The 21,650-nt window shown below is 52.8% G+C and carries 18 protein-coding genes and 1 other RNA gene; 2 read left to right on the top strand and 17 right to left on the bottom strand.

The genetic code is table 11. The annotated features are described in order from the left end of the window. Positions 1–2: 2 nt before the first annotated feature. The 17 genes from lpxC to rsmI form a co-directional block, all read right to left on the bottom strand. On the bottom strand, positions 3–917 hold the full coding sequence (gene lpxC, locus ACJJIN_RS23170) for a UDP-3-O-acyl-N-acetylglucosamine deacetylase (protein ID WP_282933860.1): 915 nt from the start codon (positions 915–917) through the stop codon (positions 3–5). Between the two features lie 394 nt (positions 918–1,311). Further along, entirely contained in the window at positions 1,312–2,553 is a 1,242-nt protein-coding gene (gene ftsZ, locus ACJJIN_RS23165; protein ID WP_444896373.1) for a cell division protein FtsZ, read from the bottom strand. 88 nt (positions 2,554–2,641) lie between these two features. Then, positions 2,642–3,877 carry a cell division protein FtsA gene (gene ftsA / locus ACJJIN_RS23160; RefSeq protein WP_282933862.1) on the bottom strand — a complete coding sequence of 412 codons (1,236 nt, stop codon included), beginning with the start codon at positions 3,875–3,877 and terminating at the stop codon, positions 2,642–2,644. A gap of 115 nt (positions 3,878–3,992) precedes the next feature. Next, a complete protein-coding gene (locus ACJJIN_RS23155; RefSeq protein ID WP_444896372.1) occupies positions 3,993–4,805 on the bottom strand; it encodes a cell division protein FtsQ/DivIB in 813 nt (270 codons plus the stop codon). Positions 4,806–4,812: 7 nt separating this feature from the next. After that, positions 4,813–6,276 carry a UDP-N-acetylmuramate--L-alanine ligase gene (gene murC, locus ACJJIN_RS23150; RefSeq protein WP_413663009.1) on the bottom strand — a complete coding sequence of 488 codons (1,464 nt, stop codon included), beginning with the start codon at positions 6,274–6,276 and terminating at the stop codon, positions 4,813–4,815. Between the two features lie 29 nt (positions 6,277–6,305). Then, positions 6,306–7,403 (bottom strand): undecaprenyldiphospho-muramoylpentapeptide beta-N-acetylglucosaminyltransferase, encoded by a 1,098-nt coding sequence (murG, locus tag ACJJIN_RS23145; RefSeq protein WP_444896371.1) that lies wholly within the window; start codon positions 7,401–7,403, stop codon positions 6,306–6,308. Continuing rightward, positions 7,403–8,626, bottom strand: a complete 1,224-nt coding sequence (gene ftsW, locus ACJJIN_RS23140) for a putative lipid II flippase FtsW (protein ID WP_444896370.1) — start codon at positions 8,624–8,626, stop codon at positions 7,403–7,405. The genes murG and ftsW overlap by 1 nt, the downstream gene beginning before the upstream one ends. Further along, entirely contained in the window at positions 8,623–10,005 is a 1,383-nt protein-coding gene (gene murD / locus ACJJIN_RS23135; protein ID WP_444896369.1) for a UDP-N-acetylmuramoyl-L-alanine--D-glutamate ligase, read from the bottom strand. The genes ftsW and murD overlap by 4 nt, the downstream gene beginning before the upstream one ends. An 8-nt stretch (positions 10,006–10,013) precedes the next feature. Further along, positions 10,014–11,099 carry a phospho-N-acetylmuramoyl-pentapeptide-transferase gene (mraY, locus tag ACJJIN_RS23130; RefSeq protein ID WP_444893034.1) on the bottom strand — a complete coding sequence of 362 codons (1,086 nt, stop codon included), beginning with the start codon at positions 11,097–11,099 and terminating at the stop codon, positions 10,014–10,016. Beyond that, the gene (locus ACJJIN_RS23125) at positions 11,099–12,478 is read right to left on the bottom strand and encodes a UDP-N-acetylmuramoyl-tripeptide--D-alanyl-D-alanine ligase (RefSeq protein WP_444893033.1); all 1,380 of its coding nucleotides are present in this window, start codon (positions 12,476–12,478) and stop codon (positions 11,099–11,101) included. The genes mraY and ACJJIN_RS23125 overlap by 1 nt, the downstream gene beginning before the upstream one ends. Further along, positions 12,471–14,003 carry a UDP-N-acetylmuramoyl-L-alanyl-D-glutamate--2,6-diaminopimelate ligase gene (locus tag ACJJIN_RS23120; protein ID WP_444896368.1) on the bottom strand — a complete coding sequence of 511 codons (1,533 nt, stop codon included), beginning with the start codon at positions 14,001–14,003 and terminating at the stop codon, positions 12,471–12,473. Before ACJJIN_RS23120 ends, ACJJIN_RS23125 begins: the two co-directional genes overlap by 8 nt. Continuing rightward, positions 14,000–15,757 carry a peptidoglycan D,D-transpeptidase FtsI family protein gene (locus ACJJIN_RS23115; protein ID WP_444893031.1) on the bottom strand — a complete coding sequence of 586 codons (1,758 nt, stop codon included), beginning with the start codon at positions 15,755–15,757 and terminating at the stop codon, positions 14,000–14,002. Before ACJJIN_RS23115 ends, ACJJIN_RS23120 begins: the two co-directional genes overlap by 4 nt. A gap of 188 nt (positions 15,758–15,945) precedes the next feature. After that, positions 15,946–16,221 carry a cell division protein FtsL gene (gene ftsL / locus ACJJIN_RS23110; RefSeq protein ID WP_444896367.1) on the bottom strand — a complete coding sequence of 92 codons (276 nt, stop codon included), beginning with the start codon at positions 16,219–16,221 and terminating at the stop codon, positions 15,946–15,948. Between the two features lie 4 nt (positions 16,222–16,225). After that, positions 16,226–17,158 carry a 16S rRNA (cytosine(1402)-N(4))-methyltransferase RsmH gene (gene rsmH, locus ACJJIN_RS23105; RefSeq protein WP_444896366.1) on the bottom strand — a complete coding sequence of 311 codons (933 nt, stop codon included), beginning with the start codon at positions 17,156–17,158 and terminating at the stop codon, positions 16,226–16,228. A gap of 12 nt (positions 17,159–17,170) precedes the next feature. Next, the gene (mraZ, locus tag ACJJIN_RS23100; protein WP_282933875.1) at positions 17,171–17,614 is read right to left on the bottom strand and encodes a division/cell wall cluster transcriptional repressor MraZ; all 444 of its coding nucleotides are present in this window, start codon (positions 17,612–17,614) and stop codon (positions 17,171–17,173) included. Between the two features lie 455 nt (positions 17,615–18,069). Beyond that, positions 18,070–18,426: RNase P RNA component class A (rnpB, locus tag ACJJIN_RS23095), an RNA gene on the bottom strand. 59 nt (positions 18,427–18,485) lie between these two features. Continuing rightward, positions 18,486–19,328: a 16S rRNA (cytidine(1402)-2'-O)-methyltransferase gene (rsmI, locus tag ACJJIN_RS23090; RefSeq protein ID WP_444896365.1), complete on the bottom strand. Its 843-nt coding sequence runs from the start codon at positions 19,326–19,328 to the stop codon at positions 18,486–18,488. Between the two features lie 39 nt (positions 19,329–19,367). Here rsmI and ACJJIN_RS23085 point away from each other — a divergent pair, with 39 nt between their 5' ends. Together ACJJIN_RS23085 and ACJJIN_RS23080 are read left to right on the top strand one after the other, a co-directional pair. Then, on the top strand, positions 19,368–21,281 hold the full coding sequence (locus ACJJIN_RS23085; protein WP_444896364.1) for a penicillin-binding protein activator: 1,914 nt from the start codon (positions 19,368–19,370) through the stop codon (positions 21,279–21,281). Continuing rightward, positions 21,268–21,630: a YraN family protein gene (locus tag ACJJIN_RS23080; RefSeq protein WP_444896363.1), complete on the top strand. Its 363-nt coding sequence runs from the start codon at positions 21,268–21,270 to the stop codon at positions 21,628–21,630. Before ACJJIN_RS23085 ends, ACJJIN_RS23080 begins: the two co-directional genes overlap by 14 nt. The last annotated feature ends 20 nt before the right edge of the window (positions 21,631–21,650 follow it).

Here is a 21,650-nt window from a genome sequence, read left to right as displayed (position 1 = left end):
TATCAAACTGCCAAAATAGGCTTGATATAGGAGATCGGTGCTTCTTCCTGCTCACCTTCAAAGGTGACCATTTCCCAAGCATCCTCCTGAGCCATCAGGTTGCGAAGGGATTTATTGTTCAGCGCATGGCCAGACTTAAAGGCCTTGAACTCACCAATCAGGCTGGTCCCCAGAAGGTAGAGATCGCCAATCGCATCCAAAATTTTATGTTTCACAAATTCGTCTTCATAACGCAACCCGCCTTCATTCAGAATACGGTACTGATCAATCACAATTGCGTTATCAACGGAACCGCCCTGAACCAAGCCTTTGGAGCGCAGGTACTCGATTTCGTGCATAAAGCCAAAGGTACGGGCGCGACTCACTTCCTTCACAAAGGAGGTGCTGGAGAAGTCCACGGATGAACTCAGGTTACGCCCCTGGAAAACCGGGTGGTCAAAGTCGATTGTGAAGGACACTTTAAAGCCATTAAAAGGCAGGAAGCTGGCAACCTTATCGCCATCCTCTACAGTTACCGGCTTCTTGATTCGCAGGAATTTCTTCGGAGCTGCTTGCTCCTGGATGCCCGCGGATTGAATTAGAAATACAAATGGGCCGGCACTGCCATCCATAATGGGCACTTCTTGCGCGGATAACTCGACAACCGCGTTATCAATGCCAAGGCCCGCCATTGCCGAGAGCAGGTGCTCTACCGTAGCAATGCGAACATCACCCTTTTCCAGGGTGGTTGAAAGGAGAGTGTCGCCGACATTTTCCGCACGAGCCTCGATTTCAACTACCGGGTCCAAATCGGTTCTACGGAACACGATACCGGTGTCTACGGGCGCTGGTTTAAGGGTAAGTACAACTTTCTTGCCAGTGTGCAGACCTACGCCAGTGGCGCGAATAGCATTCTTAAGCGTGCGCTGTTTGATCATGAAACTATCTTTTCCCCGTCGGTGGACTACGCCCCTAAGGCGCAGCAAGCCATCGATACTAGCACAATTGCGACGCCAATACCAATTCTGGGCGAGTGGTCACCACAACTGTGCACCACCTACCTATATGAGGATAGATCAAGCAAAGATTGCAGCGCCAACGCATGTCGCTATGACAGCATTCTAAGATCCTAAGCTCCGCAAGCGCTGTTAATAATTGTTAATTATTTTAGATAGTTATTGCGACTCACCAATTCTGATCAAAATCTACACAAACGGGGCAAGGGCCCACCCATTCGACAAGGTAGACCCGAGCAAAAGCCGCACCGCAGCGGCAATACCCAGCCGGAGCCGGGCAGACATGAGCGGTGTTCTGCCTCTGCGGTACCGTTTTCTAGTCTGCCTGGCGGCGCAGGAAGGCTGGAATATCCAGGTACTCCATATCCGCATCAGCGGGATTCAGGGCAGGAGCCGGGCGCTTGGGGCGCTCCGCTTCAGCACGAGGGCGCGGATCAATGGCCTCGCGGCTTGCCAGTCCCGCAGAGCTGTGGCCAGTGTGAGCGCTGTGACTATCGCGAACCTCACGGGTTTCACGAACAGGCTCGCGAGGCTCTGGGCGGCGGGTATTATCCACCACCTTCGCCGGACGCGCTGCAGGAGTACCCTCGCCAAGACCTGCGGCCACAACGGTAACCCGCATCTCATCACCGAGCTTATCATCTACCGCTGTACCGATAACCACAGTAGCTTCATCGGAGGCGATTTCCTGGACAATCTCACCTACTTCAGAGTACTCACCCAGGGTCAGTTCCTGACAGCCCGCCTCTTCGCTACCGGTGATGATATTTACCAGGATACCGCGAGCACCTGCCAGGTTGACGTTATCCAGTAGCGGGCTTCGCACGGCTTTCTCAGCCGCTTCACGCGCACGGTTTTCACCGACGGCAGAACCGGACCCCATCATCGCCATGCCCATTTCAGACATTACGGTGCGCACATCGGCGAAGTCCACGTTCATGATGCCCGGACGAATCATCAGGTCGGCAATGCCTTGTACAGCACCCAATAAAACGTTATCTGCCTCTTTGTAAGCAGATTTCATTGTGATCTTGCTACCGAGTACTTCCAGCAAACGATCGTTGGGGATAGTAATCAGAGAATCAACTTTATCGCGCAGCTCGAGGATACCCTCTTCAGCTACAACTGTGCGTTTGCGCCCTTCGATCTTAAATGGGCGAGTAACTACCGCAACGGTAAGGATGCCCAGTTCTTTTGCAATCTCAGCGACAATCGGAGCACCACCGGTACCGGTACCACCGCCCATACCGGCAGTGATGAATACCATATCCGCACCGGTTAATACCTCAGCAATGCGATCGCGATCTTCAAGTGCGGACTGACGGCCAATATCCGGGTTTGCCCCTGCGCCCAAACCGCGTGTAATTGTGTTACCCAGTTGCAGGATAGTGCGGGCCTCAACATCTTTGAGGGCCTGTGCATCTGTATTTGCACAGATAAAATCTACACCCTCAACATCATTGGCGATCATATGCTTAACAGCATTACCACCACCGCCGCCGACACCAATCACCTTGATGACAGGCTTATCCTGTACGCTATCAACTAGTTCGAACATTGCTGTTCCCCTTTCTTGCTCATGTCGAATTTTACAGCCATGCCTAAAAAAAATCCTTCACCGGATGGCTAAATCTGGTTGCACTCTATTACAAATTTCCGCGAAACCAGTGCTTTACCTTGTCCCACCACTGATTATCGTTGCGCACAGGCTGTATTTTGCCCTCTCGAGCCTCTTCCTGCTGCATCGCATACATCAATAATCCAACTCCAGTGGAATAAATTGGGTTGCTGACGATATCCGTCAAACCTGCAATACCCTGAGGCACTGCTAGGCGAACCGGCATATGAAAAATTTCCTCAGCCAGTTCAACCGCGCCCTCCATTTTTGAAGAGCCGCCGGTAAGTACTACACCCGCCGCACACAAATCTTCGAAGCCGCTGCGACGTAACTCCGCCTGTACTAATGTAAACAATTCGTCGTAGCGCGGCTCAACGACCTCGGCCAATGCCTGTCGGGATAAATCCCTAGGCGCGCGATCACCAACGCTCGGTACCTTAATGGTCTCACCTTCGCGAGCGAGTTTTGCCAACGCGCACGCATATTTGATTTTCAAATCTTCTGCGTGCGGTGTCGGTGTGCGCAAAGCCATGGCAATATCATTGGTAACCTGGTCTCCAGCAATCGGTATCACACCGGTATGCCTAATAGATCCACCAGTAAACACAGCAATATCGGTAGTTCCCCCACCAATATCTACCATGCATACTCCCAACTCTTTTTCATCTTCGGTCAGGACTGCGTAACTTGAAGCCAATTGTTCAAGAATGACATCTTCTACTTCCAGACCACATCGACGAATACACTTTTCAATATTCTGTGCAGCATTCACTGCACCGCTGACCAAATGGACCTTTGCTTCGAGGCGAACACCAGACATTCCGAGAGGTTCTTTTACCCCTTCCTGATTATCAATCAGGTATTCCTGCGGAAGCGTGTGCAAAATCTTCTGGTCCGCAGGAATAGCGACAGCCCTGGCAGCATCAATAACACGATCGAGATCCTGTTGGGTAACCTCTCGATCCTTAATCGCAACTATACCGTGAGAGTTCAAGCTGCGAATGTGACTTCCCGCAATCCCTGCGTACACAGAGTGAATTTCACAACCCGCCATCAACTCAGCTTCTTCCACAGCGCGCTGTATAGATTGCACGGTTGATTCAATATTAACCACTACGCCCTTTTTCATTCCAGTGGAACGATGAGAGCCGATACCGACAATATTAAGTTCCCCATCACCGGAAGCTTCACCGACAATAGCGACTACTTTAGAGGTGCCTATATCCAGTCCAACAATCATGCGCTGATCGGATACCTGTGTCATTTTCGTGCCAACCTCGCTGAGCTGCATTCTGTTTCAGGTTCTGCTATCGGACCAGAACACAGCATTCGCTTTTAAACTTTTATCTATAAAACAGCCACCCGGGCTGCCTCGATGTTTACTTTTCTTCGTCTTTCCATTGAACCGCTACCGCATTGCTGTAGCGCGTATCGACGCTGACAACTTTTTGCAAGTGCGGCGCCAGTACACCCCGACTCAAATACAAAAAACGGTGTACTCGCTCCAATAAAGCATCATGGCCAAGTTTTAATTCAATTCCCGACACTAACTCCAGATGCCAACCGCTTAGGTCGTCAAATGACAACCGTTTAACCTCCATATCCCGCGTGGTCAGCAACCCCGCAAGCGCGCGGTATTGCAGCATAATCCGCTCTACCAACTCTTCATCCCCGGCAAGCTCGGGCAGGGACTGAACCCCCATATGTGACGGACGCGGCAACAGATCCCCATTCGCTACCAACAATTTATCTTTACCCCAGGTGGCGAGAGGTTGCGCTTCAGTGATATCAACCTCAACGCCCTTCGGCCAACGCCTGCTCACCGAGGCGGAAGTAATCCAGGGGTTAGACAGTAATGTCTGCTGCATCGCCTGAATGTCCGCTGAAAAAAAGCCCGCTTTCAAGTGAGGAAGAAGCACCTCTCTTAACTCTTCTTCAGTTACCGCATTAAAAGCCCCGCGTACTTCAACTTGCTCTAGGGCATCAACATTACTCAACTCAACCGATGGCACCCATCGCCATAACCAAACTGCACCATAGAGCAAAGCACTAAAGCCTGCGAACAACACCAATAAAAAAAAACACCGCTTCCAGTTCAGACGAAGCTTCTCGGGATCATCGGTTCCAAGAGGGCTCGCTCCGCGAGCTGTCTTTTTTTTTCTCCCGGCTGATTTCGTTCCAGCTCCTTTCACTAGCTACTTAGCCCTCGCCGCTGCGCTCGCCCAAGCGCCAATCAGCCAACCTTTGCGAAAGTGCTCCGACGTTGCCAGCTCCCTGGGTCAGGACAATATCACCTGGCTCCAACAGATCAGCTAATACCGGTGGAACCTGATCGATAGTTTCCATAAAAATCGGATCTACCTGTCCCCTGTTGCGTAAACTTCGCGCAAGCGTTCTGCCATCGGCACCAGCAATTGGCGCTTCACCCGCACTGTATACATCCAGCAAAATTAACTTATCCACCTCAGAGAGGACCTGGACAAAGTCTTCAAACAAGTCCCGCGTACGGGTATAACGGTGGGGCTGATAAATCATTACCAAGCGACGATCCGGCCAGCCATCTCGAACTGTCTTTACGGTAGCCGCTACCTCGCGTGGGTGGTGACCGTAGTCATCTACCAACATCACCTTATCAGCTTCGGTATCATCGCTAACGGCATAATCACCGTAGATCTGGAATCGACGACCAACGCCCTGGAAGCCTATTAGACCTTGGCGAATTGCTTCATCACTAACGCCTTCGTCACTAGCTACAGCAATTGCTGCAGTCGCATTGAGAACATTGTGAATACCCGGTGTATTCACAGAAACCTGCAATAGATCACCCTTGGGTCTCTGTACCGTGAAATGGCTGCGCAGTGGTTCTTGCTTTACTTCAACGATGCGATAGTCATTACCCTCATCAAATCCATAGGTCAGAACCGGGCGGGAAAACTTGGGAATAACTTCCTGAACATTGGCGTCATCCCCGCAAACTACCGCCAAACCGTAAAACGGCAGGTTGTGAACAAAATCAATAAAGATCTGCTTTACCTTCTCGAAGTCGCCACCATAAGTTTCCATATGGTCTGCATCGATATTGGTAATCACCGTCACCATCGGCTGTAAGTGAATAAAAGACGCATCGCTCTCATCTGCTTCAGCCACTAAATAACGACTTTCGCCCAAGGCAGCATTGGCACCTGCAGCGTTGACCAGGCCACCGATAACAAAGGTCGGATCTTTTTTGTCTGCCGCAAAGATTGAGGCGATTAAGCTGGTCGTGGTGGTCTTTCCGTGGGTTCCTGCCACAGCAATGCCATAGCGATAGCGCATCAGTTCACCGAGCATTTCGGCACGGCGTACAATAGGGATTCTCTTTTCTCTCGCTTCAATCAGCTCCGGGTTATCGCCATGTACGGCAGAGGAATTAACCACAACATCAACGCCGCGAACATTTTCCTCACTGTGCCCAATTTGGACTTTAACACCCAACTTGCGCAACCTGTCAGTAACCGCAGATTCACGCAGGTCAGAACCTGAGACTTCGTAGCCCTGGTTCTGCAGTACCTCTGCAATGCCGCTCATACCGGCACCACCGATACCAATAAAGTGGATACGGCGGATACGACGCATGGCCGGTACCGCATAACTTTTATCTTCGTTTGTCCGCACTGAAGACATTACTTTAACCTTCGTCCACTTATTCTGTGTTACCTGGCCGAGGCCAGCTCTTCTCTGCAAGCGTTAACCACTTGCTCAGTCGCATCAGTTTTTGCCGCGCGCCGCGCGGAGGTCGCCATTTGCAATAGTTTCTGACGATCTTCTAACAGGCTTTGTAACAAGCCGGATAACTTCTGCTCGTCCATTTCCCGCTGCTGCATAACAATCGCTCCGCCAGCATTTTGCAACCATTCGCCATTACGCGTTTGATGATCATCAATTGCAAAGGGGAAAGGCACCATGATTGCACCGACTCCCGCAGCTGAAATTTCAGAAACAGTCAAAGCCCCGGAACGGCAAATAATCAGGTCCGCAGAGCGGTAGGCCTCAGCCATATCCGCAATAAAAGGGACCACCTCAGCTTCTACTGCCGCCTCTTTATAGGCATCTTTGGCAGCCTGAAGGTGGCGCTCTCCAGCCTGGTGGACCACTACCGGGCGCAGGGAGGGTTTCAGCAATGCGATTGCCTTAGGAACCAGTTCATTAATTGCTACAGCACCGAGGCTACCGCCCAATACCAAAAGGCGCAGAGACGACTGGCTGCCAATTCGAGTTTCTGGCTCAGGCAATTCTGCAATCTCTTTGCGCACTGGATTGCCCACTTGCCTAGCACCGGGTAACCCACTGGGAAATGCTTCAAGCACCTGGCTGGAAATCCGCGCTAACAAGCGGTTTGTCGTTCCGGCAACAGCATTTTGTTCGTGAATAATCAACGGTATCCCCCCGAGACGGGCTGCAACGCCCCCTGGGCCGGTCGCAAAGCCACCAAAGCCGAGTACTGCATCGGGTTGTACCTGCTTAACAACTGTCCTGGCCTGAGCAATTGCCCGCAAAATTTGCAACGGGGCTTTAAGTAAGGCCAACTTTCCCTTCCCCCGAATACCCTCCACTTTAATGCAGTGCAAAGGAATATTCGCCGCAGGTATTAATCGGGATTCAATCCCACGGGCAGTGCCTAACCACTCGACAACAGCTCCCTGCTCTTGCAACGCTTTAGCCACAGCCAACGCTGGGAACACATGACCGCCGGTACCACCGGCCATCAGCAAAAACTTCTTTCCAGAAAAACGCTTATTTACTTCAGACATCAAACCGTTTCTCCGTTGCTGCCCTTCACACTAGACTTGGGTGAATGGAATATTGGCAGCTGACGCAATAGCTCAAGCCCCCCGCTTCCGTTTTCAACAGGCTCTTTTAGTTCAGCCCGAATCCGCATCGCCAAGCCGAGTAATGCACAACATACAATCAGGCTGCTGCCACCAGAGCTGACAAATGGCAGCGTTAGCCCTTTAGTCGGCAACAGGCCTGAAGCAACGCCCATATTCACGAAAGCTTGTCCTGCCAATAACACTGCCATACCAAAAGCTAGAAGTGCAGCGAAAAATTTCTCCTGCACCAGGGCCTCTTTTACCAGGCGGAGCAGTGAGTAGGTGAGAACAACAAAAAGCCCTACCAGCACTACGCCACCCAACATTCCCCATTCCTCTGCCAGAATGGCAAAAATAAAATCCGTATGGGCCTCAGGCAGGTAAAACAGTTTCTGCACACTATTGCCCAAACCAACTCCAAACCACTCTCCGCGACCAAATGCAATCAGGGACTGGGTAAGTTGGTAGCCACTGGCAAACTGATCCCCCCAAGGATCCAGAAACGTCAGCAATCGTTGTAAGCGATAGGGACTCATCAGTGCCATTAACGCCAGTCCACTCGCAGCCGCAGCTACCAATAAAAAAGTATGGGGAAGACGCGCTCCCGCCAAAAAAACCATTGCCAGCACGGTGCCTGAAATTACAACCACCGAACCGAAGTCCGGCTGTAAAAGCAGTAACAAAGCAACCGTTGCGAGAATCACCACTGGCACCATAAAGCTGGTCCAATGGCGTAGTTGCTTATTTCGACGTGTTAAAAAACTGGCAAAAAAAACTAGCAGACAGAACTTAGCCACTTCCGCGGGTTGCACAGTTATGCCTGCAAATACCAGCCAACGCCGGCTACCGTTCACCTCCCGCCCAATCCCCGGCACAAGCACGGCGATCAATAGCAGGCAAGCAAACAGTAATAATGGCCAGGACAGTCGCGACCAAATTGACAGGGGAATCTGACTAACGACAAATCCAGCTAATCCGCCAACCATCAAAAAAGCCAAATGACGCCTGAGGAAATACCAGGGGTCACCATAAATATCCGTAGCAAAGGCGATAGATGCTGAAGCAACCATCACCACACCAATGCTAGCCAGAACCAGAACACTGAGTAGCAGCAGCCCATCCTGCCATTCACTACCTTGAGTCTTGATTACCTGGGCACTCACCGGGAGCCTCCAGCGGTATCGCACAATTCCAGAACGGCCTGGCGAAAATCATCACCACGGGCTTCAAAGTTGCGATACATATCAAAGCTGGCACATGCCGGTGATAACAATACATAGTCACCACTATTAGCTAATTGCCTGGCCTCAGCGACGGCCTCTATCATTGTGCTAGCCCTGCGAATCTCGCACAGGCCATCAAAGACACCTGCTATTTTGTCTCCATCTACACCGATACAAACCAGGGCCCGGAGTGCTCTTGCACTTTTTCGTAAGGGAGCAAAGTCAGCACCCTTGCCATCCCCTCCAGCAATAAGCACTATTTTACTGCTTGCCGTAGCCAAGCCATCCAATGCCGCCTGGGTTGCTCCTACATTGGTGCCTTTTGAATCGTTAACATAAACAACGTCTTCAAAATCAGCCACGCGCTCACAGCGATGTTTCAACCCGCGAAAGTTGCGTAAAACTTTTAGCATCGCCTCAGTGGGCAGGTCCAGTGCATAGCCCATTGCCAGGGCTGCCAAACCATTGGCAATATTATGCTTACCCACCATAGCCAAATCGGCCACAGGCATTAAAACTTCTGTGCCTCGAGCCAACCAGTTCTGCCCCTCATGCAAGCGCAGGCCAAACTGATTGAGATCCGGCTGATCAAGCCCAAAACTCCACTCCCGTCTCTCTCGGGAAAGAGGCCCCTGGGATAAAGGGTCCGCGCGATTTATCACGAACTGATCCGCTCCGCGATAAATACGCTGCTTGGCCCGGTGGTACTCCACCATACTGGGGTAGCGGTCCATATGGTCCGCGCTCATATTTAAAATGGTGGCTACAGTAGGCGCCAGCGAGTAGGTGGTTTCCAATTGAAAACTGGAAAGCTCCAAAACAAAGATGTCCGGCAGAGGTTTCTCAAGCAAATCCAGCACCGGTACACCGATATTGCCACCCACACCAACTATCAGCCCCGCTTCTTCAACCATCTCCCCCAGGAGTGTGGTCACTGTACTCTTTCCGTTGGAGCCGGTGATCGCGGCGAGCTTTGCTGTCGACTGCATCCGAGTCAGAGCCTGGGCAAATAACTCAATATCCCCAACCACAGGAATCCCATCCGCAATCGCCTGCTGCAATACGGGTTCAGCAAGCGCAACTCCCGGGCTGGCAATAATCAAGCTCGCAGCGAGTATTGTCCCCGGGCGCAGTGGACCTGTTTCCACCGCAACCTCAGGGAACTCCTGACGGAAAGCTTCGAGCCCCGGCGGGTTATCGCGACTGTCTGCCACGACCGGCGTATGGCCGTGACGCAGCAGGTAGCGCACCACCGACTTTCCGGTAGCACCAAGACCTATTACCACTTTCTGCTGTGAAGAAGTCGCGATCAGGCTCATTTATCTATTTATCGAATTTTCAGTGTTGCCAAACCAGCCAAGACCAGAATGACGGTAATAATCCAAAAGCGCACAATGACTCGTGGCTCCGGCCACCCTTTTAACTCAAAGTGGTGGTGCAGAGGCGCCATGCGAAAAATTCTCTTCCCCGTTAATTTAAAGGATGCCACCTGCAAAATTACGGAAACCGTCTCCATCACAAACACACCGCCCATAATGAACAGAATAATTTCATGACGAGTAATTACCGCAATAATTCCCAGCGCCGCCCCCAGTGCCAGAGCGCCCACATCCCCCATAAACACTTGGGCCGGATAAGTGTTAAACCATAAGAACCCGAGTCCGGCACCACCGAGGGCAGCGCAGAACACCGCCAACTCCCCAGCTCCTGGAATTGCGGGAATATGCAGGTAGTCAGCAAACTCCATATGGCCGGATAGATAAGCAATCACCCCAAGTGCTCCACCCACCATCACAGTAGGCATAATCGCCAAGCCATCAAGGCCATCAGTCAGGTTAACCGCATTACTGGAGCCAACAACGACAAAATAGGTCAGCAATATAAAAGATACCGGTCCCAGGTTTATCGCAACATCTTTAAAAAAGGGAACAAAAAACTGGGTCTCTGCCGGGCTTGAAGCACTCATATACAGATAAATAGCTGCACCCAATCCGGCAACGGATTGCCAGAAATATTTCCAGCGAGCAATAAGGCCACGGGGATTTTTATAAACGACTTTTTTATAGTCATCCACGAAGCCCACAGCACCGAAAACAAAGGTAACTAATAAAGTAACCCACACGTAACGATTGCTGAGGTCAGACCAGAGTAGGGCTGAGGCAAAAATTGAGGCGAGAATCAAGGTGCCGCCCATAGTTGGGGTACCAGATTTACTCAAATGGCTTTGTGGACCATCATCGCGAACAGCCTGCCCCACCTGTAAATGGTTCAACCAGTGAATCATGCGCGGACCCACAAGTAGTGAAATACCCAGAGCCGTCAACGCAGCAAGAATTGCGCGCACTGTCAGGTAATTAAATACCGAAAAACCGCTGACATGTTGTTGTAATAGCTCCGCTAGCCAAAGCAGCATTACTTCTCCCCTCTGCTATTGCCAAGCAGTGCCTGCGCTACCAATTCCATACGGGCGCTGCGTGATCCTTTAACCAAAACTGTGGTTTGTTCATCCAATTGTTGAGTGAGAGCAGTAACCAGGGGTTCTCTCTCGCGATAATTGCGCAGCGACTCTTGCCTCCCCGCAGAAAAGGCCATGCTGGCGGCAGTACCCAGCGGCCCCAATGTAAACAGCGCATCCAAGCCCCGCTCTCGTGCCAAAGCTCCAACGCTTCTATGCATTTCCTCCGCGTCCGGCCCCAACTCCGCCATATCCCCCAGCACCAGAATTTTTTTACCTGAACGCTGTGACAGCAATTCAATGGCCGCACCGACTGAACCCGGGTTCGCGTTGTAACTGTCATCAATAACGGTTGCACCGGCTATACCTGCCTGCTCCTGCAAGCGCCCAGCAACCCCGGTCACCGTGTTAAGTCCGCTGATAATTTCCACCGCAGGTATTCCCGCAGCAAAAGCACATCCAGCAGCAACCAGAGCGTTGTGAACATTGTGCTCACCAAGCAATTTCAGGCTAACAGGGTGAGCAACGCCTTCAATTACCAAGTCAAATGAAGGGCAACCGTTAGGATTCAATACAATATTATCCGCATGGATAGCACACTCATTAGATAAGCCAATACCCAGAGTCTTTACCCCTTCGGGCATATTCTCCAACCAGTAATTCGCATAGCCATCATCGGTATTGATCACCGCCGTCGCCGATACATCCAAACTGGTATAAATTTGGCCCTTGGCTTTTGCGATAGCATCAACAGAGCCAAAGCCCTCGACATGCGCTGGCATTACGTTATTTACCGCCGTCACCTGCGGCTTGCCGATACTACACAGGTAGCCAATATCGTCAGGGCCGTTAGCTCCCATTTCGAGAATCAACACATCGTGTTGCGCTGTCAGCCCAAACAAAGTCATGGGTAAACCGAACTGGTTGTTCAGGTTTCCCTCGGTTACACAGGGTGTATGACTCTGGGAAAAAATTGCAGACAGCATCTCCTTAACGGTAGTTTTACCGCAGGACCCTGTAATCGCCACAACCGGACCGTCAAACTGTTCACGGCACAGTAAGCCAATTTGTCCTAATGCGACCGTCGTATCTTCAACGCGCCACTGCGGTAAACTGCAACTGGGTACTTCACGATCGACAACCAACCCCAATACCTGGCCATCCAGCTCACCGACAAAGTCGTGAGCATCAAAATTTTCGCCAACCAGAGCAACAAATAAAGATTTGGGGTCCAGCTTGCGGGTATCCGTGCAAACCAGTTCAAACTCCACAGAGCCATTGATTAACTCACCACCAAAACGGCTTTGCAGTTGCTGCAACGTAAGGGAATTAATCACCTTGGCTCTCCTTGCCTTCACTTGACTGGCCCGATTCATCCACGCGGGCTTTGAGAGCTGCAGCAGCTTGCTCACGATCGCAGAAGTGAATTTTTTCACTGCCGATAATTTGGTAATTTTCGTGCCCTTTACCGGCGATCAATACAATATCCCCCGGTTGTGCTGCAGATACCGCCTGAGATATCGCTGTCGCGCGATCAATTTCAACTTCGATATTACTGGCAGCCCCTTCGAGAATATCGTCGATAATTTTTTGTGGTTCTTCGCTGCGCGGATTATCGCTAGTCACAATGGCACGGTCCGCCATCTCGGAGGCAATACGCCCCATCGCCGCGCGCTTACCCGTATCCCGGTCGCCGCCACAACCAAAAACACACCACAAATTACCGCGACAGTAAGGGCGCGCTGCTGCTAAAGCCGCGCGAAGAGCATCTGGTGTATGGGCATAATCCACCAATACACCCACATCATCGGAACCCTCAACCAGGACACGCTCCATACGCCCCGGCACCGCTTTGATAGTGGGGAAAGCGGCAAGAATATCTTCAAAAGGCATGCCCTCTGCCACTGCAGCAGCTACGACAGCCAAGGCATTGTGAATATTAAAATCGCCAATTAAGGGTGCGTGCAGCTCACCGCTACCCCAAGGGGAATTAAGTTTTACAGAAAAACCGCGCTCATGGCGACGCAGGTCTGCAACATATAAATCACCCGCCTGCAGCCCATAAGTAATAACGCGCAGGCCACGCAATTTGCAGCGCTCTGCCAACTGGGCGCCAAACGGATCATCCAGGTTAATGACTCCTCGCTTCAATTTTGGCAGTCCGAAAAGTTTCTCTTTGGCTGCGCCGTAAGCGGCCATATTGCCGTGATAATCCAAATGATCGCGGCTCAAATTGGTAAAAATTGCCGTATCAAAAATCAGCCCATGCACACGTCCCTGAGAAAGGGAATGCGAAGAAACTTCCATTGCGGCAGCGGCAACACCACTATCGCGATAATTTGCAAAGTCCGCTTGTAAACTCACCGGGTCAGGCGTTGTTAAACCCGTTTCCTGCAATTCGATTTGGTTATCTTTCCAGACCCCATTACCAATGGTGCCTATCAATGCTGCACTGCCATAGTGGCGAGCCAGTAATTGGGAAGTCAAATAGGCGCAAGTGGTTTTACCGTTGGTGCCAGTCACTCCAACCAAGTGCATTTCACCACTGGGGTTACCGTGGAAGCGCGCGGCAATTTCCCCTACCCGCTTTGCCAGACCGGGAACACTGACCACCTGGATATCACCACGGCTTTTACATTCCAACTTGTCACCATCAGCAAGCACTACCGCAGCACCTGCAGTAATTGCCGCATCGATATATTCCCGACCATCGACCACAGAACCGCGCAAGGCCATAAATGCATCGCCCGCTTTTATCTTGCGGCTATCCAGGGCAATACCAGTGACAGAAATATCGGGAATACCGGCGTAACCCGGCACTAATTCTTTGATAGAAACAGAATGTTTTTCGCGCTGACTCACGATTTTGAACCCCTCTCGCTTAACTGCGCGGCCAATTGCCCCTCCGCCGATTTAATTTTTTCCGGCGGAACCTGCAACAGGCGCATAGCACCAGTCATCACCGCACCGAATACCGGTGCAGCAACTTCACCACCGTAATATTTGGCATGACTGGGATCATCAATAACAACTACCGCGGCAAGGCGCGGATTATCAGCGGGGATAAAGCCCGCAAATACTGAGCGATAGCGATTATCCGCATAACCACTATTGCCAACTTTGTGCACAGTACCGGTCTTGCCGGCGACACGATAACCTTCTACAGCGGCAAGGCGTCCGGTACCCCGGGAAATCACCGTCTCCAGCATCGCTGTAACCTGCCCAACCAAGGATTGCTCAATAACCTGCTCAGGCTCGCCCGGTACTTTGTCACCGGATAAAACCAGGGAAACAGGACGCTTAACCCCTTCATTCGCCAGTACGCTGTAGGCTTGTGCCAGCTGCACGGCGTTAACTGTTAAACCGTAGCCGAAGGCGAAATTAGCCCGCTCGATTGGGTGCCAGCGGCTGCGACTGGGCAAGATTCCCTGTGCTTCACCGGGGAAGCCACTGCCCACTGCCTCGCCCAGACCCAAGCGATAAAAGAGTCCCCGCAGAGAATTTGGTTCCAAATCGAGAGCAATTTTTGTAATTCCCACCTGGCTCGACTTGGTAATAATCTTGGTGAGGTCTATTTTTCCGTAATTAACCGGATCCACCAGGGTTTTTCCCGGCACGCGAATATATCCAGGGCTGGTGTTTATTTCTGTTCTTGGGGTGTAGCGCCCGGTTTCCAAAGCCGCCAATACTGTTAAGGGTTTCACTGTAGAACCCGGCTCAAACTGGTCGATCAGCGCACGGTTGCGCATAGCCGCCGACTTAACCCCTTTGCGGTCATTGGGATTAAATGAAGGCTGGTTGGCCATGGCCAACACATCGCCACTGTGAGTATCGAGAATCACCATAAAGCCGGAAGCGGCGCCGTTTTCCGACACCGCCCGCTTTAATTCCCGGTAGGCCAAATATTGCAGGCGCATATCGATAGACAAACGCAGATCCCTGCCCGGTTGCGCTTCCTGACGAATTGCCAAATCCCTTACCGTGCGCCCTTTCAGATCTTTAATTACCTGACGTGATCCCGGCTGTCCGGACAGCCAATCGTCGTAGGCCAATTCCATTCCTTCCTGGCCGCGATCATCGATGTTGGTAAAACCGAGAAGTTGGGCTACGACCTCCCCAGCAGGATAGAAGCGCCGATACTCTTTTTTACTGAAAACACCTGTAATACCCAGGTCCAGCACTTTCTCAGCCTCTTCTGGAGACAGGTGCCGGCGCAGGTACATAAATTCTTTGTTTCGGTATTTCTTCAGGCGAGAGCCCAGTTTGGAAGACGGTAAATCCAGCGCGCGAGCCAGGCGCACTAAATTCGCATCGCTTATTTCACTCAACAGCTTGGGATTGGCCCACAGGCTGTGTACCGGTGTACTGACAGCAAGAAGCTCACCGTTTCGATCGACTATTGAGCCCCGATAGGCAGCAATCTCTTCGGTGCGCAAGGTGCGGGCCCGGCCCTGGTCTTGCAGGAAACGATATCCGCGCTCAGCAGCAGGCACTACCTGCAGTTTGGCCAAGTGGAACACAAGGGTAAGAGCGAGCAGGCACAGCAGGACCGCCACCAGCGCAAAGCGCCAGCGGGCTATACCCGGCTGAATATCCTTTTTTTTGACTGCGCCCATGTTTTCCCAGTTGGCGTTATCTATTTATTTTGTATCCCGGCTGAGCATGCCACTCTCCAGGGCCTGAACTCCAAAACTCAATTAACGCAAAATTCTTTATAATTATTTAAAGGCCAAAGCCCCCAAACGCAGAAACCCCACCGGGCAAGCAGTGGGGTACTTACGTCTTCATCCAAGGCGGTTAAAACTTAATCCGCCACTACCAATACCTGTTCCGAAGGTGCTGGCACATGCATTTTTAATTTTTCTCGGGCGACCTGTTCGACCCGGCTATAGGCAGACCAGGCACTTTTCTCCAAAAGGAGACGCTCCTGCTCATAGCGCAATTCATCGTGGGCTTTTTGTGCCTTACCCAGCTCAGCAGTTAACTCTCGGCTTTGTTGGGTGGTATGAATAACAGATAGCGACGACAGTATTACCGCTATCCACATTACCCCCACTCCAAGTAGAGCCTTGCCAGACATAAACTCAGCTTCCCGCCAGCTTTTCTGCCACCCGCATTACTGCACTGCGGGACCGCTGGTTTTCATCCACTTCAACCGTGTTGGCTTTCACTGCCTTGCCCACCGAGCGCAGTGACTTGGCTATCTGACTATCCATAACCGGAAGGCCACGAGGCAACTGGGGACCGCGCTCTTTTTCCCGAATAAAACGCTTCACCATTCGGTCTTCAAGAGAGTGGAAACTGATAATCACCAGGCGCCCACCCGGTGCCAGCAACTGCAGGGATTTATCCAACGCACTCTGCAGATCATCCAACTCGCCATTAATATGAATACGAATAGCCTGAAAGACTCGAGTAGCGGGATGTTTACCTTTTTCCCAAGCCGGATTCGCCTCTTTCACAACCTCGGCAAAATCGAGGGTGCGCTCAAATGGTTTTTCCAGCCGGCGCTTTACAATGGCAGCAGCCATTCGGCGGGCAAAACGCTCCTCGCCGTACTCTTTAAACACCCGGGCCATTTCGGCCTCAGCCTCAGTGTTGACCCACTCCGCTGCACTGATACCCCGACTGGTATCCATACGCATATCCAGGGGGCCATCCTGCATAAAACTGAAACCGCGCTCGGCCTGATCCAGTTGCGGCGAAGACACTCCCAGATCGAGCAATATTCCACTGACCTTACCGGCAGCTTGCCCGGCAGCCTTATCCATATCGGCAAAAGACCCATGCCAAATGGAAAAACGGGATTCATCGGAAAACCGCTGCTCTGCAAATTCAACAGCCTGGGGATCTTTATCCACCCCTACCAACTGGCCATTGGGCCCCAAGTGCTCAAGGATTGAGGCGCTGTGCCCACCCCGGCCAAAGGTGCCATCGATATAAAACCCATCCGGCTCAGTCACCAGAGCGTCTACGGCCTCGCGTAACAACACACTGCGATGCAATTCTTGAGACACCCGGTACTCCCCTTATAAAGAGAGGGATGCCATTTCCTCAGGCATACCCTCTTCGTCTTCACTATCATCGAGCCAGGACATCCAGCGCTCCTCACTCCAGAGCTCCAGCTTTTTCCCCTGGCCCACTAACATCAATTTCTTTTCCAGCCCCGCGTACTCACGCAGAGTTGGCGGAATCAATACCCTGCCATTGCCATCCACCTGCAGCTCACAGGCATACCCGATCAGCAGACGCTGAGCGCGCCGAGCCACTTTGTTAAAGCTGGGCAATGCTTCAATCTTCGGGAGAATTTGCTGCCATTGAGGCGACGGATACACCAACAAGCAGCGTTCCTCTGTATGGGCAGTCACCACCAAGCACCCCGCACACTCATCCAACAGCCTATCGCGGACGCGAGCCGGTATTGCCAGACGCCCCTTGGCGTCCATATTGATTGCGTGGCTGCCCAAATACACGTTTAGTGGTTCTCGCTTTGGAGATCGCGCCTCTCGCGACTCACTCCCATATGGCAGGTCAATGGAGAAAGATGTTCGACTTTAACCTGGCGGTGTGAACACCCACTTACTTATCGCGAATAAACCACAAATTTCCACGATTTTCCACTTTTTCCCACTCTCGACACTATAAAACTGGTCGACACAAAGTCAAGGAATTCGACCCCAAAGTCCCCATAACCCCTTGTAAAATCGCGGCCTCCAGAGAAGTGGCGCATATTGGCACATTGAAACCAGTCGGAACAGCACTATCTGGCACGATCGCCCCCTTAACAGTTAATCAATTTTTTTGCGCCAAGAAGAGGCTTTAGCCGAAATTAAACGAGAAGAAATAGGCGAACACAAAGAGGGCTACCGGAGCCGGGACCACCACATCAGGCAAACAAAAAAGCCCGGCGAATGCCGGGCTTTTGAAATTATTGAGCTGGCCTGTAAGCCGGGTTCTGTCGAGGACAATCATTCATCTGGGATGCCTGTCACCAGACACCTCAAGCGACCTACCCGCCCTCAGTGCGGGTCACACCTATAGAGGGCCTATTTGGTCTTGCTCCGAACGGGGTTTACCATGCCGCGGACTGTTACCAGCCGCGCGGTGCGCTCTTACCGCACCCTTTCACCCTTACCTGTACTCCCCAAAAAGGAGCCATCGGCGGTCTACTCTCTGCTGCACTTTCCGTAGGCTCGCACCCCCCAGGCGTTACCTGGCGTTCCACCCTATGGAGCCCGGACTTTCCTCCATCGCACAAGGCGACAGCGATTGCCCGGCCAGCTCGCGGCAAAGAGTAAAGAGGCGACAGACGGATTGCAACAGGCAATTGCAGCAATCAGTGCCTTATTTTTGCTCCAGGCTCCAGTTGTACAGGACTTTCTTTTTCACTCCAGTAATTTCGGCAGCGATCGCCGCCGCCTTTTTCGGCGGCAACTCCGCCAGCAACAGCGACATTACACGCTGTGCCTCCCCATCCAGCTCACATTCGCGAGAGCGCTCTGCACCACGCACCATCAAAACAATCTCACCGCGCTGCTGATTGCTGTCAGCGCGGACCCACTCAACCAACTCTGCCAGAGGCATCAACTGAAAAGTTTCAAAGGCCTTGCTGACCTCGCGGGCTATTACCGCCTCTCGATTACCGCCGAACACGACCGCCATTGCTTCCAGAGTATCAGCAACCCGATGCGGGGCCTCGTAGAACACCAGGGTACGGGTATCACTGGCCAACTCCTGCAGGGCTCGCTCACGGGCACCGGACTTGGCCGGCAGAAATCCCTCGAAACTAAACTTGTCACTGGGGAGTCCGGCGGCACTCAGTGCGGAGACGAAAGCACAAGCCCCCGGTATCGGAGAGACTTTGATTCCTCGCTCCCGGGCTTCACGCACCAGGCGATAACCGGGGTCTGAGATCAGTGGGGTGCCCGCATCGGAAATCAGGGCAATGGTCTGGCCCTGCTCCAAACGCTGCAAAATCTGCTCTGTGCGCTTGTCATCCGAGTGATCGTGATATGCCATCAATGGCGTATCGATATCAAAATGGGAAAATAATCGCTGACTGTGACGTGTGTCCTCCGCCGCAACCAGATCGGCACATTGTAGAACTTCGATCGCTCGCGGTACCATATCGGCCAAATTACCAATGGGCGTAGCGACAATATAAAGCAGCGCCTGATCCGGCCCCATAGCTGTTCACTCCAAATATAAATATTGCGGGAGAAGATTATGTCCGCCTCTTCCCGGCGCACCTCTACTGTAATCACCAGAATGGCAGCTGCCTCACTGGCAGTCGCACTGGCTGCTTGCCAGACACCGGCTTCCCGGCCAAACGTTTACCAGCCGGATTATTCGGCCGGCCACACCGCAAGCCGCAGTGAAGCTGTACGTATGCTGCGCAGTGCCGACACCCTGCCGGCACCGGCGCGGGATCAACAGCGCCTGCAAGCGGCCGCTATTCTATACGAGCTGGGAGATAAAGAGACGGCAAAAGAGGCGGTAATCAAAATTACGCCCGAACAGCTGGACGACAACCTCTTCGCCAGCTATGCACAGGTCTATGGCAGCCTACTTGCCGCAGACGACGACTTCTTTGAGGCCCTCGACCTGGCAGCCTCTCCACGCCTGGAAAATGTGTGGTCGGAGTTGCCACAGAAGACTGCCTTACCTTTACGCAGCCTGCGCGCTGACCTATGGGGACTTCTGGGAAATCTCGACAGCGCTATTAGTGAGCGGCGCGAAATCTCCTATATCGCCCAGTCCGACGAAGCGATCACAGAGAATAACAACGGCTTTTGGCATCTCTTGACCCAGCTGCCCTCCAGTGAATTGCAGGCTCGCGCCACCCAAAGCAATGACACCCAGATGCGCGCCTGGTATCAACTCGCCCTGCTGGGCCGCGACACCCAGACGGATATCAGCTCACAGCTGACCGCGCTCAGCCGCTGGCGCGAGCGCTGGCCCGCCCATAGTGCCAATTCCCATCCGCCACAGGCATTGCAGCTGTTAGAGCGCTTGGCCGCCCAGCGGGCAGACCGCGTGGCGCTACTCCTGCCACTGTCCGGCCCCCTGGGCAACGCCGGCAGGGCAATCCGGGATGGCTTTATGGCCGCCCACTACACCGCTCTGAATGCTGGCGGCGCAACTCCAAAAGTGATGGTCTACGACACCGGTTCCGATCAGCCATTTGAGGAAATTTACCAGAGCGCCGTAGATGCCGGTGCGCAGATGATTGTTGGCCCACTGGATAAGAGCAAGGTAGCCAACCTGCTTGCCACAGAAAAACTGCCGGTGCCTACTCTCGCCCTCAACTACGGCGATGAGGGGCGCCTGACCACAGACCTGGTCCAGTTTGGCCTGGCAATTGAAGATGAAGCGCGGCAAATTGCCCAGCACGCTTACCGGCAGGGCAAGCGACAGGCAATGGTCCTCACCGCTGACAATAGCTGGGGGCAGCGCGGCGCTGAGGCATTTGAAGAAGAGTGGCTGCGCCTCGGCGGCTCAGTCAGCATTCGCCGGACGTTTAAGGACAACAGCAAGTTCTCAGCCCTGGTCAGCGATGCCCTGTTGATTCCCGCCAGCAACGCGCGCAAGAAGGAATTACAGAGTCGCCTGGCGGCAAAGCTGGAATTTACCCCCAGACGCCGTGACGATGTCGATATGGTATTCTTGGCAGCACAACCCCAGCAGGCGCGCCAGCTCAACCCCATGCTGACCTACTACTACGCCAGTGACCTGCCCGTATACGCTACCTCTCATGTCTTTGGTGGCAGCATCAACCGCAATCGCGACAGGGATATGAACGGTATTCGCTTTACCGCCCTGCCCTGGCTGTTTGAAAGCAATCAAACCAAGCAGGATATCGAGGAGCAGGCGTCGCCCGCACCGGCTTTTGCCAGACTGTATGCCCTAGGTGCCGATGCCTTCCGCCTCTACCCGCGCTTGCCGATGCTGCGCCAGTTCCCGGAACAGAAAGTACACGGTCTCACCGGCGCATTGAGCCTGAGCGCTGATGGCCGCATAGTGCGCGAACAAATGTGGGCGCGAATCGACAAAGGGGTGCCGGTGCCCATCACTACCGTCGAGCCCCAGTTGCCGCAGCGGGAGCCGATTGAATTAAGTGGGAATCGTGAGGCTTTTTAAGGGCTCAAGCGGTACTGTCGGCAGCCAAACGGAGGCTGCCGCAGCCCGCTATTTGCAGCGCGCGGGGCTCACCTTATTGGAGCGCAATTATCGCAGTTCACACGGAGAGATAGACCTTATCGCCCGTGAAAGCGATACTGTCGTGTTCGTGGAGGTGCGCTTCCGCCGTAAGAGCCAATTCGGCGGGGCCGCAGCCAGCGTGGATTCACGCAAGCAAGCTAAGCTACTGGCCACTGCCAGCCGCTATTTGCAGCAACATAAACTGGACTGTCCGTGCCGCTTCGATGTCCTTGCCATAGATGGCGATGCACAAAACATCCAGTGGATTAAAAGCGCCTTCGAAGCCTGAGGCAAAACCGAGATTTACCC

The organism is Microbulbifer maximicatervae (SeqCode) (genome assembly GCF_052467505.1).
Note: the sequence above shows the minus strand (reverse complement) of the source record. Positions and strands in the feature narration are given on the sequence as shown.